At 69.3% G+C, this 14,457-nt stretch carries 16 protein-coding genes; 11 read left to right on the top strand and 5 right to left on the bottom strand.

Annotation, left to right across the window (positions count from 1 at the left end; all coding sequences use genetic code 11):
- The first annotated feature begins 52 nt into the window (after positions 1–52).
- Together GGR33_RS06715 and GGR33_RS06720 are read left to right on the top strand one after the other, a co-directional pair.
- Positions 53–514 (top strand): MarR family winged helix-turn-helix transcriptional regulator, encoded by a 462-nt coding sequence (locus GGR33_RS06715; protein ID WP_183503132.1) that lies wholly within the window; start codon positions 53–55, stop codon positions 512–514.
- Positions 511–942, top strand: coding sequence for an anthrone oxygenase family protein (locus tag GGR33_RS06720; RefSeq protein WP_183503134.1), 432 nt, complete (start codon positions 511–513; stop codon positions 940–942). The genes GGR33_RS06715 and GGR33_RS06720 overlap by 4 nt, the downstream gene beginning before the upstream one ends.
- A 3-nt stretch (positions 943–945) precedes the next feature.
- Here GGR33_RS06720 and GGR33_RS06725 read toward each other — a convergent pair whose 3' ends face one another.
- On the bottom strand, positions 946–1,353 hold the full coding sequence (locus GGR33_RS06725) for a DoxX family protein (protein ID WP_183503136.1): 408 nt from the start codon (positions 1,351–1,353) through the stop codon (positions 946–948).
- A gap of 104 nt (positions 1,354–1,457) precedes the next feature.
- On the opposite strand from GGR33_RS06725, the gene GGR33_RS06730 reads away from it, so the two are divergent.
- Entirely contained in the window at positions 1,458–2,537 is a 1,080-nt protein-coding gene (locus tag GGR33_RS06730) for an NAD(P)H-dependent flavin oxidoreductase (RefSeq protein ID WP_246412875.1), read from the top strand.
- Here the strand turns inward: GGR33_RS06730 and fliP are convergent.
- Positions 2,534–3,277: a flagellar type III secretion system pore protein FliP gene (gene fliP, locus GGR33_RS06735; RefSeq protein ID WP_246412876.1), complete on the bottom strand. Its 744-nt coding sequence runs from the start codon at positions 3,275–3,277 to the stop codon at positions 2,534–2,536. The genes GGR33_RS06730 and fliP overlap by 4 nt on opposite strands.
- A gap of 77 nt (positions 3,278–3,354) precedes the next feature.
- Positions 3,355–4,533 (bottom strand): hypothetical protein, encoded by a 1,179-nt coding sequence (locus GGR33_RS06740; RefSeq protein ID WP_183503139.1) that lies wholly within the window; start codon positions 4,531–4,533, stop codon positions 3,355–3,357.
- A gap of 309 nt (positions 4,534–4,842) precedes the next feature.
- On the opposite strand from GGR33_RS06740, the gene flgB reads away from it, so the two are divergent.
- The 7 genes from flgB to cckA all read left to right on the top strand — a co-directional run bounded on the left by flgB (position 4,843) and on the right by cckA (position 11,074).
- Positions 4,843–5,265, top strand: coding sequence for a flagellar basal body rod protein FlgB (gene flgB, locus GGR33_RS06745; protein WP_183503141.1), 423 nt, complete (start codon positions 4,843–4,845; stop codon positions 5,263–5,265).
- A 21-nt stretch (positions 5,266–5,286) separates the two neighbouring features.
- The gene (flgC, locus tag GGR33_RS06750) at positions 5,287–5,697 is read left to right on the top strand and encodes a flagellar basal body rod protein FlgC (RefSeq protein ID WP_183503143.1); all 411 of its coding nucleotides are present in this window, start codon (positions 5,287–5,289) and stop codon (positions 5,695–5,697) included.
- A 5-nt stretch (positions 5,698–5,702) separates the two neighbouring features.
- Positions 5,703–6,017 (top strand): flagellar hook-basal body complex protein FliE, encoded by a 315-nt coding sequence (gene fliE / locus GGR33_RS06755; RefSeq protein ID WP_183503145.1) that lies wholly within the window; start codon positions 5,703–5,705, stop codon positions 6,015–6,017.
- 68 nt (positions 6,018–6,085) lie between these two features.
- Complete coding sequence (gene fliQ, locus GGR33_RS06760) at positions 6,086–6,352, top strand: flagellar biosynthesis protein FliQ (RefSeq protein WP_183503147.1); 267 nt, start codon at positions 6,086–6,088, stop codon at positions 6,350–6,352.
- A gap of 24 nt (positions 6,353–6,376) precedes the next feature.
- Positions 6,377–7,141 carry a flagellar biosynthetic protein FliR gene (fliR, locus tag GGR33_RS06765; protein WP_183503149.1) on the top strand — a complete coding sequence of 255 codons (765 nt, stop codon included), beginning with the start codon at positions 6,377–6,379 and terminating at the stop codon, positions 7,139–7,141.
- A gap of 26 nt (positions 7,142–7,167) precedes the next feature.
- Positions 7,168–8,235 carry a flagellar biosynthesis protein FlhB gene (gene flhB / locus GGR33_RS06770; protein ID WP_183503151.1) on the top strand — a complete coding sequence of 356 codons (1,068 nt, stop codon included), beginning with the start codon at positions 7,168–7,170 and terminating at the stop codon, positions 8,233–8,235.
- A gap of 133 nt (positions 8,236–8,368) precedes the next feature.
- Positions 8,369–11,074 carry a cell cycle histidine kinase CckA gene (gene cckA, locus GGR33_RS06775; RefSeq protein ID WP_183503153.1) on the top strand — a complete coding sequence of 902 codons (2,706 nt, stop codon included), beginning with the start codon at positions 8,369–8,371 and terminating at the stop codon, positions 11,072–11,074.
- Positions 11,075–11,185: 111 nt separating this feature from the next.
- Here cckA and GGR33_RS06780 read toward each other — a convergent pair whose 3' ends face one another.
- Positions 11,186–12,808, bottom strand: a complete 1,623-nt coding sequence (locus GGR33_RS06780; RefSeq protein ID WP_183503155.1) for an acetate--CoA ligase — start codon at positions 12,806–12,808, stop codon at positions 11,186–11,188.
- Positions 12,809–12,846: 38 nt separating this feature from the next.
- Positions 12,847–13,446, bottom strand: coding sequence for a nitroreductase family protein (locus tag GGR33_RS06785; RefSeq protein ID WP_183503157.1), 600 nt, complete (start codon positions 13,444–13,446; stop codon positions 12,847–12,849).
- Between the two features lie 147 nt (positions 13,447–13,593).
- On the opposite strand from GGR33_RS06785, the gene GGR33_RS06790 reads away from it, so the two are divergent.
- A complete protein-coding gene (locus GGR33_RS06790; protein ID WP_183503159.1) occupies positions 13,594–14,382 on the top strand; it encodes an enoyl-CoA hydratase in 789 nt (262 codons plus the stop codon).
- Positions 14,383–14,457: the final 75 nt, after the last annotated feature.

The raw sequence follows: 14,457 nt of genomic DNA on the forward strand, positions 1-14,457 counted from the left end.
ATTTTTTGACCGCTTTGACAGCATGTTGTCATTATGACAATATAATGCCCCAATGCATGACAACCCTATCACCGAGCTAATCCTGGAAAGCTTCCGGCTGAACGGCTGCCTGCTTGCCGCCGGCGACGCCCTGGTGAACGACCTCGGGCTGACCAGTGCGCGCTGGCAGGTGCTCGGGGCCGCCGCTCTCTCGCCGACGCCCGCGCCCGTGGCGCAACTCGCGAGAGACATGGGATTGTCGCGCCAGAACGTGCAGCGGATCGCCAACGAGCTGGAGGCGGCCGGGCTGCTGACGTTCGCCCCGAATCCCAACCACCAGCGGGCGAAACTCGTCCTGCTGACCGAGTACGGCCGTGCCGCCTATGCCAAGGCCGCCGCCAGGCAGGTTCCCTGGGCGGCCGCTCTGTCGAAGGGACTGCCGGACGACGCCATCGAGGAGGCGACGAGCCTGCTGCGCAGCCTGCGCCGCCGGCTGGAAGCCCAGCACCCGACACCGCGTAGGAGCCCCGCATGATCTTCGGACAATTGGCCTTCCTCACCGCGGTCCTGTTCACAGGCGCCGCCATCTACGTGAGTGCCGTCGAACAGCCGGCCCGGCTCGTCCTCGACGACCGTGCCCTGCTGAGCCAGTGGAAGCCGTCCTACAAGCGGGCGACGGTGATGCAGGCCTCGCTCGTGGTCCTCAGCTTCGCCCTCGGCTTCGCGGCCTGGGTCCGCGCGGACGGGCTCGGCTGGATCGCCGGGGCGCTGCTCATGCTCGCCAACCTGCCCGTCACCTTCCGGCTGATCATGCCGGTCAACAAGCGGCTGATGGCGACTGACCCCGCCGATGCGGGCCCCGAGACCCGCGCGCTCATCCTGCGCTGGGGATCGCTGCACGCGATCCGCACGGCGCTCGGTATCGCGGCGTCGATCTCCTACGCGACCGCCATGCTGACGTGAGCCTCAATAGGCGTCGGTGCCGCGCCGCCGCTGCGCATCGAGGCTGAGCGGGCCGGGGCCGGCCACGGCGATGTAGAGGAAGACGAAGCAGAACAGGATCGCGGCGTCACCGCCGTTGAGCGCCGGGAAGAAGCTTTTTGGCGCATGGGCCAGGAAATAGGCCACCGCCATCTCGCCCGAGAGGATGAAGGCGACCGGCCGACTGAACAGCCCGATCACGAGGAGTGCGCCGCCGACGAGTTCGAGCACGCCCGCGATCCACGGCAGCGAGAACATCGCCGGATTCATGCTGCTCGCCGGAAAGCCGAGGATCTTCTGCGTGCCGTGCACCATGAAGACCAGGGCGGCGACGATCCGCAGGATGCTCAGCATCCGCGGGGCCCAGATCACCGTCATCGCCTGAAGATTCATCCGACTTACGCTCCTGGGACATGGGTCGGCCCGTGCGAACGACCTATGTCGGCGTGAGCCAAACGGCAATCCGATGATGGAGCGCCATGGTGGGAGACGACGTCATGCATTGGCCCGATCGCCGCGTCCTCGACCTCGTCGGGCTGACGTATCCCATCATCCAGGCGCCGATGATCGGCCCCAAGCCGGCCCTGGCGGCGAGCGTCACCGGCGCAGGCGGTCTCGGGTCGCTCGGTTGTGCCGCCTGGCAGGCCGACCAGACTCGCGCCGTCGTGGCCGCGATCCGCGAGAGCACCGACGGGCCGCTCAACCTCAATTTCTTCTGCCACGTGCGGCCGCCCGAGGACGAGGCGGCCGAGGCGCGCTGGCTGGCGCGGCTCGAACCGTATTACCGCGAGCACGGCATCGACCCGGCGGATGCGCCGCCCGGGGCCAAGCGCGCTCCGTTCGACGCCGCGGCCTGCGCGCTCGTCGAGGAGCTGAGGCCGAAGGTGGTCAGTTTCCATTTCGGCCTGCCGGACCGGGCCTTGCTCGCCCGCGTCCGCGCCGCCGGCAGCCTGATCTTCGCCTCGGCGACGACGGTGGCGGAGGCCCGCTGGCTCGACGAGCACGGCGTCGACGCGGTGATCGCGCAGGGCGCCGAGGCGGGAGGACATCGCGGCATCTTCCTCCCCGGCGAGCTCGCCGCGCAGCCCGGTCTCTTCGCCCTGCTGCCGCAGGTGGCGGACGCGGTGCGCGTCCCGGTCATCGCCGCGGGCGGCATTGCGGATGGGCGCGGCGTCGCGGCGGCCTTCGCGCTGGGAGCATCGGCCGTACAGGTCGGGACCGCCTACCTGCGCTGTCCCGAAGCCGGCATCTCGGCGCCCCATCTCGCGGCCCTGCGCGCCGCTCGCGACGAGGACACCGCGGTGACGAACGTCTTCACGGGACGCCCGGCGCGTGGCCTGCTGAACCGTGTAATGCGCGAACTCGGCCCACTCTCGCCGGATGCGCCCGCCTTTCCGAACGCCGCCGTCGCGCTGCAGCCCCTGCGGGCGGCGGCGGAGGCTCGGGACGAAGGGGATTTCTCGCCGCTCTGGTCGGGACAGGCGGCTGCGCTAGGCCGCGATCTCGGCGCAGCCGAGCTGACCCGGCTCCTCGCCGAGGAAGGCTCAAGGCGACTGGCCGAGATCGGCGGCCGCTAGCCGCCGTAGCTCTGCACCAGCGATCCCGCCACCAGCGTCCAGCCGTCGACCAGCACGAAGAAGATCAGCTTGAACGGCAGGGCAACGGTGGCCGGCGGCACCATCATCATGCCCACCGCCATCAGGATCGAGGCAACGACGAGGTCGATGATCAGGAAGGGGATGAACAGGAGGAAGCCGATCTCGAAGGCCCGCCTCAGTTCCGAGATCATGAAGGCCGGGGTGAGCACCTCCAGCCCCACGGCCTCGGGGCCCGACGGCACCGGCACCTTCGCCATGTCGAGGAAGAGCTTGAGGTCTTTCTCGCGCACGTTCTTCAGCATGAAGGTCTTGAACGGCGCCGAGGCGCGTTCGAAGGCGACGGTTTGCGTGATCTGCCCGGCCACCAGTGGCTCGATGCCGTTGCGGTAGGCCTCCTTGCCCACCGGCGCCATGACGAACGCAGTGAGGAACAACGCGAGGCTGACGATCACGGCGTTCGGCGGCGCGGTCTGTGTGCCGAGCGCCGAGCGCAGGATCGAGAGCACCACCACGATCCGCGTGAAGGAGGTGGCCATCACCAGGACGGACGGCGCCAGCGCCAGAACCGTGATGAGGGCGACGAGCTGCAGCGCGCGTTCGGTGACGCCTCCGGTGCCGAGGTCGACGCTCACGCTCTGCGCTTGCGCGCCAGCGGCGCTCAGGGCGACGAGCGCGAGGCCGGCGAGGGTTGGGATCAGGGCTCGATTCGAGGGTCGCATCGCGCGGGCAACCTGCGTCGCGGGGGCGCCGCGCACAAGCGACGCGCGGCCACGCCGTCCGATGATCTGCCGGCTGATCAGTTCTTGCGGTCGAGGGGACGACCGAGGAGCCTGGCGAACTCGGTCTCGATCTCCTCGACCGTGAAGGGCGTGCCGCCCTGCGGCTGCCCAGCCTTCGCCTCGGCAGAGGATGCCGGAGGATGCTCCTCGGCGAGCGCCTGCTGAGGCGACGCCATCGCCATCTCCAGGGAAGCGGGCTTCGGCTCGGGTGCCGGCGGAGGCGGCTGCGGCACGGGGTTGGCGCGCCCCAGCATGAAGGACGGGTTCGGCCGTGCCGTGGCCTGGGCGATGACCGGCTCTGCCGCCGGCGGGGCTGGCGGCGGAGGCGGTGTGGGGGTCGGTGCGGGCTCCTCCGGCGTCGCCGGTGACGGGCTCGGACCGGGCGGCGGTGTGACGGCCGAGGATTGCCGGCGCAGGGCCGTCTCGAGCTGGCGCGCCATGTCCGACAGGGCCGCCGGATCGAGCGGCCTCGGCGAGCCGGACGACATCAGCGACGGCGGCACGAAGGGCGGTGCGTCACTGCCCGCGGCCTGGACCGTCGGCTCGGCCTGCGCCTGCTTGGGCGCGAACTTGGCGCGGGGATCGAGGATCGACGGCGTCGCACGACGCAGGATACGGCCGACTTGACCGATGCTGATCCGCGACGTCGCGGTTTCGGTCGACTGCCGATCCGTCGGGGAGGCTTCGGGCTCGAACAGCGCGGGATCGAGCGGCGGAGCGCGCCCGGGGGAGGCGAGCTCATGCCCGTTGGTGCCGGGTTTCGGCGGTGGCACCGCCAGCGGCATCTCGAAGGGCGACACACCGAACGAAGCCGATGGCTCCTGCCGGTCTTGCACCGGCGCCATGTCGGATGCCGGTTCGGGACGCAAAACGGTATCGGCCGGCAACCGCGAGCCGGCGCTGCGGATGACGTTTCGCTCGACCACGACGTCGTTGGGGCCGCCGACGAGCAGCAGGTGCTCCACGTTGTCCCGGCGTAGCAGGATGAGCTGGCGCTGCCGGTCGAGCTCGTAGATGTCGACGATGCCGAGCCGCGGCTGGCGCGCTCGGTTCGTCGTGCGCGCGGTCATCGACAATCCCCTGCCCGCGATGCGCCGGAACAGCAGGACGGCCCCCATCAATAGGACGAGGATGACGAGGAATATGACCAGGAACTGCAAGTAGTAAGGTCCGTCAGAACTGAAGAACTCTGGCAAGACGGGACACTCTCGTTGTCCGGGCCAAGCCGGCCGGGCATGTGACGCCACGCGAGAGTATCGCGTCAGGCCCGGCGGCGGGCAATAAAGGTGAAAACTTCGTTAACAGCTTCGCACAGGGATCGGGTTTCGCTCGATCCGAAGAGACCGACTCTGCGGCGGCTATCGGTCTGTTTACGCGGGAGCCTCTCGATTTAACGGTCCATTAACCATGGACGCGGCATTTTTTGCCCACCCGGAGCGCGTCACTCGGCAAGCATTGCCGAGCATCCCGCCGCTCGCGGCTGAGGCGAGGAGACCCGCCGCGCCATGTCGCTCACCGATCTGCCCATCCTCGGGATGCTGCGCAACAGGATGCAGTGGCACCAGGCCCGCCAGGCGCTGCTGGCGGAGAACGTGGCCAATGCCGACATGCCGCGCTTCCGCCCGCGCGACCTCGCCGAGATTGGCGGCGCCTCCGGCCCGAGCGGCCTGACGGCGCCGTCGGCTGCAATCGTCGGCGGAGACGGTCTCGCCCGCACCGATAGCGGCCATATCGGCCTTGCCTCGGCCGATGGGCCGAATGCCGACGCCAAGCGCTTCAAGGGGTTCGAGGTTCGTCCGAGCGGCAACGGCGTCAACCTCGAAGAAGAGATGATGAAGGCCGGCGAGAACCAGAGCGACTACCAGATGGTCGCCTCGCTCTATCAGAAGAGCCTCGACGCTCTGAAGATCGCCGTCGGCAAGCGCTGAAACCTCTGAGCGGAGCGCGCCATGGACTTCCTGAAATCACTCGGCATCGCCGCCTCGGGGCTCAAGGCCCAGTCCGGCCGCATGCGGATCATCGCCGAGAACATCGCCAACGCGGATTCCGCGGCCAAGACCGCCGGCGGCGAGCCTTATCGCCGCAAGGTGCCGACCTTCACGAGCCGCTTCGACAACGAGCTCGGCGCGACCATCGTCGATACCGGGAAGGTGCGGCGCGACCAGTCGCCATTCCGCACCAAGTACGATCCCGGAAACCCGGCGGCCAACGATCGCGGCGAGGTCTCGCTGCCCAACGTCAACGGGCTGATCGAGAACATGGACATGCGCGAGGCCCAGCGCTCCTACGAGGCCAACCTCAACATGGTCACCGCCACCCGGCGTATGATCTCCAAGACCCTCGAAATCCTGAAGGCCTGACCGCCATGGCGACCTCCTCCTTCGCCGCGGGCGCCTATGCCGCGGCCCAGTCGATCGGCCGCCCCATGGCGGCGCCGAAGCCGCTGCAGACCGCGGGAGCCGGCAACGGCTTCGGCTCGCTTCTCACCCAGGCTCTCGATTCGGTAGCGCAGACCGGCGCCAAGGCCGACGCACAGACCCTGTCGGCGGCGAGCGGCAAGGCCAACGTGATCGACGTGGTCACCGCGGTCGCCGAGAGCGAGACCGCGCTGCAGACCCTCGTGGCGGTCCGTGATCGCGTGATCTCGGCTTACGAGGACATCATGAAGATGCCGATCTGACGACTCCCGGCCCTCTCCCTTCTGCGGGAGAGTGCAAGTACCTGCAGCGCCAGAAGGCCCCCAAAAAAATGACCGGCCTCGCCATCCTCGACATCGCCCGCGATGGGATCTTCACCTTCCTCAAAGTGGCGGGTCCGTTGATGATCGTCGCGCTGATCGTCGGCCTCGCTGTCTCGCTGTTCCAGGCGCTCACCCAGATCCAGGAGCAGACCCTGATCTACGTGCCGAAGATCGTTGCGGTGTTCGGCACGCTGCTCCTGATGCTGCCCTTCATGGGCGACGCGCTCGGCAGCTACATGACCCGCATCGCCGAACGCATCGCCTCGGGCGGCTGAGGGAGCGTTCTGGTATGACGGGCCATGAACCTGCTTCTGCCCGGCATCGCGGCGGCCTTTCTGCTGACCTTCGCGCGCGTCGGCGTGCTGATGATGCTGATGCCGGGGCTCGGCGAGCAGAACATCTCGGCGCGGATGCGGCTATCGCTCGCCCTGCTCGTCACGCTGGTGCTGTTTCCCGCCGTGCGCCCGCTTCTGCCGGCGACGGATGGGTCGCAGGCCGGCCCCGCGCTGATCGGCGTGCTGATCGGCGAGATCCTGGTCGGGATGGTGCTCGGACTCACCGTGCGCATGGTACTGGCCGCTTTGCAGACGGCCGGCGTGGTGATCTCACAGTCGCTCGGCCTGTCCTATGCCATGACCGTCGACCCGATGACGGCTTCGCAGCAGGTCACGCTCGGCAACTTCCTGTCGCTGCTTGGCATCACGCTGATCCTGGCGACCGACCTGCACCATCTGGCGCTCGACGCGATCGGGCACAGCTACGCGATCCTGCCGCCGAATGCGCTTCCGAGCATGGGCGATGCGGCCCAGCTCGCGATCACGGCCATCGCACGCGGCTTCACGCTGGCGATCCGGATCTCGGCACCGTTCATCGCCTTCGGCATCCTGTTCAATCTCGGGCTCGGCGTACTGTCGCGGCTGATGCCGCAATTGCAGGTCTTCTTCGTCGCGGTGCCGGCCTCGATCCTGATCGGGATGCTGATCCTCGTCGCGGCGCTTGGCGTGGTGATGGGCGTCTTTTTGGACGACCTCGGACGCTATCTCGCGGATTTCGTCGGCCGTTGAGCACCCCGGCAGGAGGCTTCTAGGCCATGGCCGAGGGCGCGGAACAGGAAGACAAAACAGAAGAACCGACACAGCGGCGCATCGATCAGGCGATCGAGCGGGGCGACGTCGCGAACTCGGTCGAGATCAACACCTTCTTCATGCTCGGCGCCTTCACGCTGGCGCTGATGCTCACGGCCGGCCCCGTCGCGACGACACTGATGACGGACATCCGCGGCTTTCTGGCGAATGCCCATGCGATCCCCCTGGACCCGCACGCTTATGGCGGCCTCGGCGGCCGGATCCTGATCATCTTCCTGCAGGCCGTTGCGATCCCCGCCGCCATGGTCGGCGCGGCGGCTCTTGCCGCCGGCATGATCCAGCATCGCCCGGTCTTCACCGCCCAGAGCCTCGCGCCGAAGTTCGAGCGCATCTCGCCGATGTCCGGCATGAAGCGGCTGCTCGGTGTCGAGGCGCTGTTCCAGTTCGGAAAGGGGCTCGCCAAGCTCGTCGTCGTCGGCACCGTCGCCGGCACGATCCTGTGGGGCGAGCGCGACCGCCTCGAATCGTTCGCGCAGCTCGATCCGGGCTCGGCTTTGCAGGCGGTGCTGGCGCTCTCGCTCAAGATGATGGGGGGCGTGCTGGCGGCCTACGTCGCGATCGCGCTGGGCGACGCCCTCTACCAGCGCCACCGCTGGCGCAGCCGCCTTCGCATGTCGAAGGAAGAGCTGAAGCAGGAGCACAAGGAGAGCGAAGGCAACCCGGAGGTGAAGGGCAAGCGCAAGCAGCTCATGCATGCGCGGGTCAAGAAGCGGATGATGGCCGCCGTCCCCACCGCCACCGTGGTCGTCACTAACCCGACCCACTTCGCGGTGGCTTTGCGCTACGAGCCGGGAATGGGCGCACCGATCTGCGTCGCCAAGGGCGTCGACTCGCTGGCCTTCCGCATCCGTTCGGTGGCGACCGATGCCGGCGTGCCGGTCATCGAGAACCCGCCGCTCGCCCGCGCGCTGCACGCCACCGTCGAGATCGACGACGAGATCCCAGCCGAGCATTATCGCGCGGTTGCGGAGGTGATCGGATTCGTGCTTCGCCTTCGCAAACGGGCCGCGTGACGCGAGCGCTTGCGCCTGCGTGGAACGCCACGGTTTATCCACCTTTTTTCGCGAGATTTTTCCGTTAGTTCTCTGAGGTCTCCAGCGCAGGTTCGCGCATGGCGGCACGGGCTCGACGGATGGATGGGGCCTGATGGCTGAGGAGAGCGGAGCGGTGGCATCGACGACGACGCCTGCGGCGGCGTCGATCGATCGCTCGGAGCGGCCGGGCCGCGTCGGATTGCTTCTGATGCTGGCGGGCCTGCTGGTCGGCGCGGCCGTGGGCCTGTCCTTCGTCGCCACCGACCAGGCGCAGCCGCTGATCCTCGGGCTGCTGGCGCTGCTCGCCATGGCCGGCGTGTTCTTCCTGTTCGCCCTGGCGATCGGCGCCCTGCAGCTCGCCGGGCGATCGGGTCGTGACGACGTCACCCGCGGAATCGTTGACGCCGCGCCCGAGGGCGTCGTGGTGGTCGAGGATGGCGGCCGGCTGATCTACGCCAACGAGGCCTATATGCGGCTTGCGGGCGGCGACAGCTTCGCGACCTTGCGCCCGGTCGAGCGCATCTTCGTCGGCGCGCCAGAGGTCTCCGAGGCAGTGTTCCGCCTGGCCGAGGCCGGGCGCGACGACCGCGCCCATACGGAGGAGGTCCGCATGGCCCCTCCGCCGATCGGAGCCGCCGAGCGCGATGCCGCCTGGTACCGGATCTCGGTGCGCCCCGTCGCCCGGCAGGGCCGCAGCGCCGCGCTGTGGACGGTGAGCGACATCACCCACGAGCGCGAGCGCCAGGAGAACGTCTTCCAGGAGCTGCAGCACGCGATCGACTATCTCGACCACGCGCCCGCCGGCTTCCTGTCGATCGATGGAGCCGGGTCCATCGTCTACATGAACGCGACGCTCGCCTCCTGGCTCGGCTACGACCTGGCCACGGTGGGCTCCGGCGGCCTCAGGCTGCTCGAGATTGCCCCCGGCGCCGACGTCTTCACCCACGCCACCGGCCTGCCCGGCGAGGTGCGCACCGACCGCTTCGACATCGATCTGCGCCGCCGCAATGGCCACCCGCTGCCGGCCCGGCTCTACCACCGCGTCGCCTACGGGCAGGACGGCAAACCCGGCCCCTCGCGCACCTTCGTGCTCAACCGCTCGGCTGGCGCCGAGAGCGACGAGCCGCAGCGCGCGGCCGAGGTGCGGCTCGCCCGCTTCCTCAACAACAGCCCGATCGCCATCGCCACGGTCGACCGCGACGGCCGCGTGGCACGCGCCAACGCCTCGTTCATCCGGCTCTTCACCGACATGCCGCGGCAGCCCGGCGCCGGCTCGGCGGCCGACGCGCCCGAGCCGATGATGCGCGAGGCCGTGCTGGAGCGCGATCGCGGTGCCCTGGAGGCGGCCCTCGTCAAGGCCGCCAATGGGGGGACCGGCGAGATCGAGCCGATCGAGGTGGCGCTGGCCGGCCCCGGCAACCGCTCGGCCCGCGTCTGGATGAGTCCGGCCGACGCCGAGGTGCCTCAAGCCGCGAGAGACGGTTCGCAAGCGCAGGCGGACCGCGAGCGCATCATCCTCTATGCCCTCGAAACGACGGCACAGCGCCAGCTCGAACAGCAGGTTGCGCAGGCCCAGAAGATGGACACCGTCGGCCAGCTCGCCGGGGGCATCGCGCACGATTTCAACAACGTCCTCCAGGCGATCATCGGGTATTCGGACCTGCTGCTGGCGAGCCACAGGCCGACCGACCACGCCTTCCAAGACATCATGCAGATCAAGCAGAACGCGAATCGGGCCGCGAGCCTGGTGCGACAACTGCTGGCCTTCTCGCGCCGCCAGACCCTGCGGCCGGAGGTGATGAGCGTCGGCGAGGCCCTGGCCGACCTTACGCTGCTCCTGAAGCGCCTGCTCGGCGAGCGCGTCGCCCTCGACCTCAAGCACGGGCGCGACGTCTGGCCGGTGAAGGCCGACGTGAACCAGTTCGAGCAGGTCATCGTGAACCTCGCGGTCAATGCCCGCGACGCCATGCCGACCGGCGGCAAGCTCCTGATTCGCACGGCCAATGTCGCGCAGGCCGACGAACGCCCGGCCGAGGTGCCGGCCGGAGAGCACGTCCTGATCGAGGTGCTCGATACCGGCGAGGGCATCCCGCCGGAGATCATGGAGAAGATCTTCGAGCCATTCTTCACCACGAAGGAGATCGGCAAGGGCACCGGCCTCGGCCTCTCGACGGTGTTCGGCATCGTCAAGCAATCAGGCGGCACCCTCGACGTGCAGTCGAAGGTCGGCGAAGGCACGGCGTTCCGGATCTACCTGCCCCGGCACATCCCCGAGGCGGAGCCCGTCGCCGCGGAGCCGACGGCCGAAGCACCCGTGGCCCGTGTCGCGGCAGCCTCCTCCGCGAAGATCGCCAAGGAGCGCCTGAGCGAGGCGCTGCAGAAGCCGACGACGCCGGTTCCCGCTGCGGCCGCCGCCTCGGCACCGCCGCCCGGGGGCGCCGACGTCACCGGACAGGCCACGATCATGCTGGTCGAGGACGAGGACCCGGTCCGCGCCGTGAACTCGCGTGCCCTGATGGCCCGCGGCTACACCGTGCTCGCCGCCGCCTCGGGCCCGGAGGCGCTGCGTCTGATGGAAGAGCACGAGTACAAGGTCGACCTCGTCGTCTCCGACGTTGTGATGCCGGAGATGGACGGCCCGACCCTGCTGCGCGAGCTGCGTAAGACCCGGCCGGACCTCAAGGTGATCTTCGTGTCGGGCTATGCGGAGGACGTCTTCCGCAAGAACCTGCACGAGGGCGAGTCCTTCGACTATCTCGCCAAGCCATTCAGCCTGAAGCAACTCGTCGAGACGGTGAAGACGACCCTGGCGGGGTAAGATCCGCTGCCGTCCTTGCGAGCGCAGCGAAGCAATCCAGGGCCACACGCGCAACGTCGGTGAGTCGGCTCTGGATCGCTTCGCTGCGCTCGCGATGACGGAGGTGCCATTTCAGGCGGTCCCGTCGCGCAGCTGCCGCCGGATGATCTTGCCGGTGGTGGTCATCGGCAACGCATCCAGGAATTCGACCTCGCGCGGATATTCGTGCGCCGACAGGTTTTTCCGTCCGAAGGCCTGGATCTCGGCCGCCAGTTCCGACGTCGGCGCGAAGCCCTCGCGTAACACCACGAAAGCCTTCACGATCTCGGTGCGCAGCGGGTCGGGCTTGCCCACGGCGGCGGCCAGCGCCACGGCCGGGTGGCGCAGCAGGCAATCCTCGATCTCGGTCGGTCCGATCCGGTAGGCGGCCGAGGTGATGAGGTCGTCGTCGCGCCCGACGAAGTGGATGTAGCCATCCGCGTCGCGCCGGGCGGTATCGCCGGTCATCCACCAGCCGTCGCGAAACTTCTTCGCGGTGGCCTCGGGCTGGCGCCAATAGCCGAGGAACAGCACCGGGTCGGGCGCCTTCACCGCGATCTCGCCGGTCTCGCCGGCCCTGGCCTCGCTGCCATCCTCGCGCAGCACGGCGACGCGGTGACCCGGCACCGGCTTGCCGGTGGAGCCGGGCCGCGCGACGCCGGCGCGGGCGCAGGAGGCGAGGACGAGGTTGCACTCGGTCTGGCCGTAGGCCTCGCCGATGGTGAGCCCGAGGGCATCCCGCGCCCAGGCGAAGGTTTCCGGCCCCAGGGCTTCGCCGGCCGAGGCGACGTTGCGCAAGGCGGACAGGTCGAAGCGTTCGCGGGGTTTTTCCAACCCTCGCAGCATCCGCAAGGCCGTCGGCGGCAGGAAGACGTTGGTGACGCCAAGATCGGCGATGAGCCCGAAGGCCGCCTCCGGCTCGAAGCGACCAAGGGGCCGCGCCACCACGGGCATGCCCCGGCGCAGCGAGGGCATCAGCACGTTGAGCAGGCCGCCGGCCCATGCCCAGTCGGACGGCGTCCACATCAGGCCGCCGCCCTCCTCGGGGAAGTCGTGCATCATCGACCAGCCCGGCAGGTGGCCCAGCAGCACACGATGGCCGTGCAGCGCACCCTTGGCGAGCCCCGTCGTGCCCGAGGTGTAGATCATCAGGGCTGGATCGTCGGGTCCGGTCTCGCGGGTCGCGAACTCCGCAGAGGCCCCGGCGAGAACCTGCGGGAGGCCCTCGGCCGGGCCGCAGGGGCCGTCGGCCGAGAGGAACACGGTGAGATCCGGCAGCGCCGCCCGGATGGGCTCCAGCTTGGCGAGGCCGGCGGCGTTGGTGACGATGGCCCGCGCGCCGGAATCCGTGAGCCGGTAGCGCAGCGCTTCCGCACCGAACAGCCCAGCCAGCGGCAGGGCGATGGCGCCGAGCCGATAGGCTGCGAGATGCGCCACCACCACGGCCGAGGATTGCGGCAGCAGCACCGCGACGCGGTCTCCGGGCCCGATGCCGCGCGCGGCGAGCGCGTTCGCAAGGCGGTTGGACTCGTCCCGCAGACGCCCGTAGCTCACAGGCGCCGCAACGCCCTCCGCCGAGACCTCCAGGATCGCCGGGCGGTCCGGCTCGGACAGGGCCCAGCGATCGCAGACGTCGGCCGCGATGTTGTAGCGATCGGGGATGTCCCAGGAGAACCCGGCGACGAGCGCCGCATAGTCGGTTGCGGGTTTCAGCACGTGCGTCGGGCTCTTGGGGCAGGCTCTCGGGATCGGTCTCAGGCGTCTCGGGGCGGGAAGCCGCCCTTGAAGGCGAAGTCGGTGACGGGGCGCCGGGCATTCGGCGTCTCGCGCCCGCGCTGCTCCTCGGTGAGGCCGTCATGCGGGGTCTTGCGGCCGATGGCGATGGCCGCCTCGATGCGATGATCGGCCGGCAGATCCAGCACCTTGGGGGCGCGCTCGTGATCGAAACCGACCATGCCGTGAGCGTACCAGCCCTGCCGGACCGCCTGCAGCGCCAGGCTCTGCCAAGCCGCGCCGGCATCGAAGGAGTGGCTGTAGGACGGCTTGATCTCGCCCCCGACCTTCATGTTCTTGTTGGAGGCGAGGAACAGGATCGCGCCGGTATCCTGCACCCATTTCTGGTTGCCGGGCACGAGCAGGTCGAAGAAGGTCTGCCACTCGGGCGTGTCGCGCAGGGCATAGACGAAGCGCCAGGGCTGAGAATTGTAGGAGGACGGCGACCAGCGCGCGGCCTCCAGCATCCGGAACAGCTCGGATTCCGGCAAGGCCTCGCCGGTGAAGGCACGGGGCGACCAGCGCTCGGTAAAGAGCGGATCGATGTCGTGGTCGGCTTGGCGCGGGTTCGGCTCTGTCACGAGATGATGTCTCCTGGGCAGTGGCTGATGGCCCCCTATGCCACGGAGGGCGCCGGCTCGACAGGGGCACTTTCGGCGGGGTCCCTTGCCCTCGGCCGCGGGGTGCCGGAGAGTCGGAACGAACGCAATCGACCGAGACGAAGCCCGATGACCAATGCCGCGGAAGCCCTCGTCCTCCGCTCGGACCGAGACGGGGTCGCGACCCTGGTGCTCAATCGCCCGAAGGCGCGCAACGCCCTCTCGGTCGCCATGCTCGAGGCCCTGCGCGATACCTTCGAGAGCCTCGCGACCGACGACGGCATCGGCGCCGTGGTGCTCGCCGCAGAGGGGCCGGCCTTCTGCGCCGGCCACGACCTCAAGGAGATGACCGCGTTTCGCACCGACGCCGACAAGGGTGCGGCGCGGTTCGCCCGGCTGTTCGACCTCTGCTCGGCGGTGATGATGGCGATCCCCTCCCTGCCGCAGCCGGTCGTCGCGGCGGTGGAGGGCATCGCCACTGCGGCCGGATGCCAGCTCGTGGCCTCCTGCGACCTCGCCATCGCCGGGGCGGAGGCGCGTTTCGCCACGCCGGGCGTGCAGATCGGTCTGTTCTGCTCCACGCCGATGGTGGCGCTCTCGCGCAACCTCTCCCGGAAGGCAGCGATGCACATGCTGCTGACGGCGGATCTCGCCGACGCGGCCGAGGCCAAGGCGCTCGGGCTCGTCAACGACGTGGCGGCGACAGGGAGCGCACTGGCGGCCGCGCAGGAGCTGGCCGCGGGGATCGCCCGGCGCAGCGCCTATACCGTCCGTGTCGGCAAGCGCGCCTTCTACGAGCAGTTGGAGATGCCGCTGGCGCAGGCCTACGCCCATGCCGGCCGGGTGATGACCGAGAACATGCTCGCGCGCTCGGCGGAAGAGGGCATCGACGCCTTCCTGAACAAGCGGACGCGTTGAGCCCGTCCCTGTCACCGGCTCCGCCGCGCGCTAGCTTCGTCCGCGATTGCGGCTCTGCACGGCCGCGCTGCCTTT

The sequence above is a fragment of the Methylobacterium brachythecii genome (genome assembly GCF_014196345.1).
In the GTDB taxonomy this organism is placed as follows: domain Bacteria; phylum Pseudomonadota; class Alphaproteobacteria; order Rhizobiales; family Beijerinckiaceae; genus Methylobacterium; species Methylobacterium brachythecii.

Bases quoted from the DNA above. Each gene is read 5' to 3' on its own strand.
- GGR33_RS06715 (WP_183503132.1), top strand. From the start codon at position 53: ATGCATGACAACCCTATCACCGAGCTAATCCTGGAAAGCTTCCGGCTG.
- GGR33_RS06720 (WP_183503134.1), top strand. From the start codon at position 511: ATGATCTTCGGACAATTGGCCTTCCTCACCGCGGTCCTGTTCACAGGC.
- GGR33_RS06725 (WP_183503136.1), bottom strand. From the start codon at position 1,353: ATGAATCTTCAGGCGATGACGGTGATCTGGGCCCCGCGGATGCTGAGC.
- GGR33_RS06730 (WP_246412875.1), top strand. From the start codon at position 1,458: ATGCATTGGCCCGATCGCCGCGTCCTCGACCTCGTCGGGCTGACGTAT.
- fliP (WP_246412876.1), bottom strand. From the start codon at position 3,277: ATGCGACCCTCGAATCGAGCCCTGATCCCAACCCTCGCCGGCCTCGCG.
- flgB (WP_183503141.1), top strand. From the start codon at position 4,843: ATGTCGCTCACCGATCTGCCCATCCTCGGGATGCTGCGCAACAGGATG.
- flgC (WP_183503143.1), top strand. From the start codon at position 5,287: ATGGACTTCCTGAAATCACTCGGCATCGCCGCCTCGGGGCTCAAGGCC.
- fliE (WP_183503145.1), top strand. From the start codon at position 5,703: ATGGCGACCTCCTCCTTCGCCGCGGGCGCCTATGCCGCGGCCCAGTCG.
- fliQ (WP_183503147.1), top strand. From the start codon at position 6,086: ATGACCGGCCTCGCCATCCTCGACATCGCCCGCGATGGGATCTTCACC.
- fliR (WP_183503149.1), top strand. From the start codon at position 6,377: ATGAACCTGCTTCTGCCCGGCATCGCGGCGGCCTTTCTGCTGACCTTC.
- flhB (WP_183503151.1), top strand. From the start codon at position 7,168: ATGGCCGAGGGCGCGGAACAGGAAGACAAAACAGAAGAACCGACACAG.
- cckA (WP_183503153.1), top strand. From the start codon at position 8,369: ATGGCTGAGGAGAGCGGAGCGGTGGCATCGACGACGACGCCTGCGGCG.
- GGR33_RS06790 (WP_183503159.1), top strand. From the start codon at position 13,594: ATGACCAATGCCGCGGAAGCCCTCGTCCTCCGCTCGGACCGAGACGGG.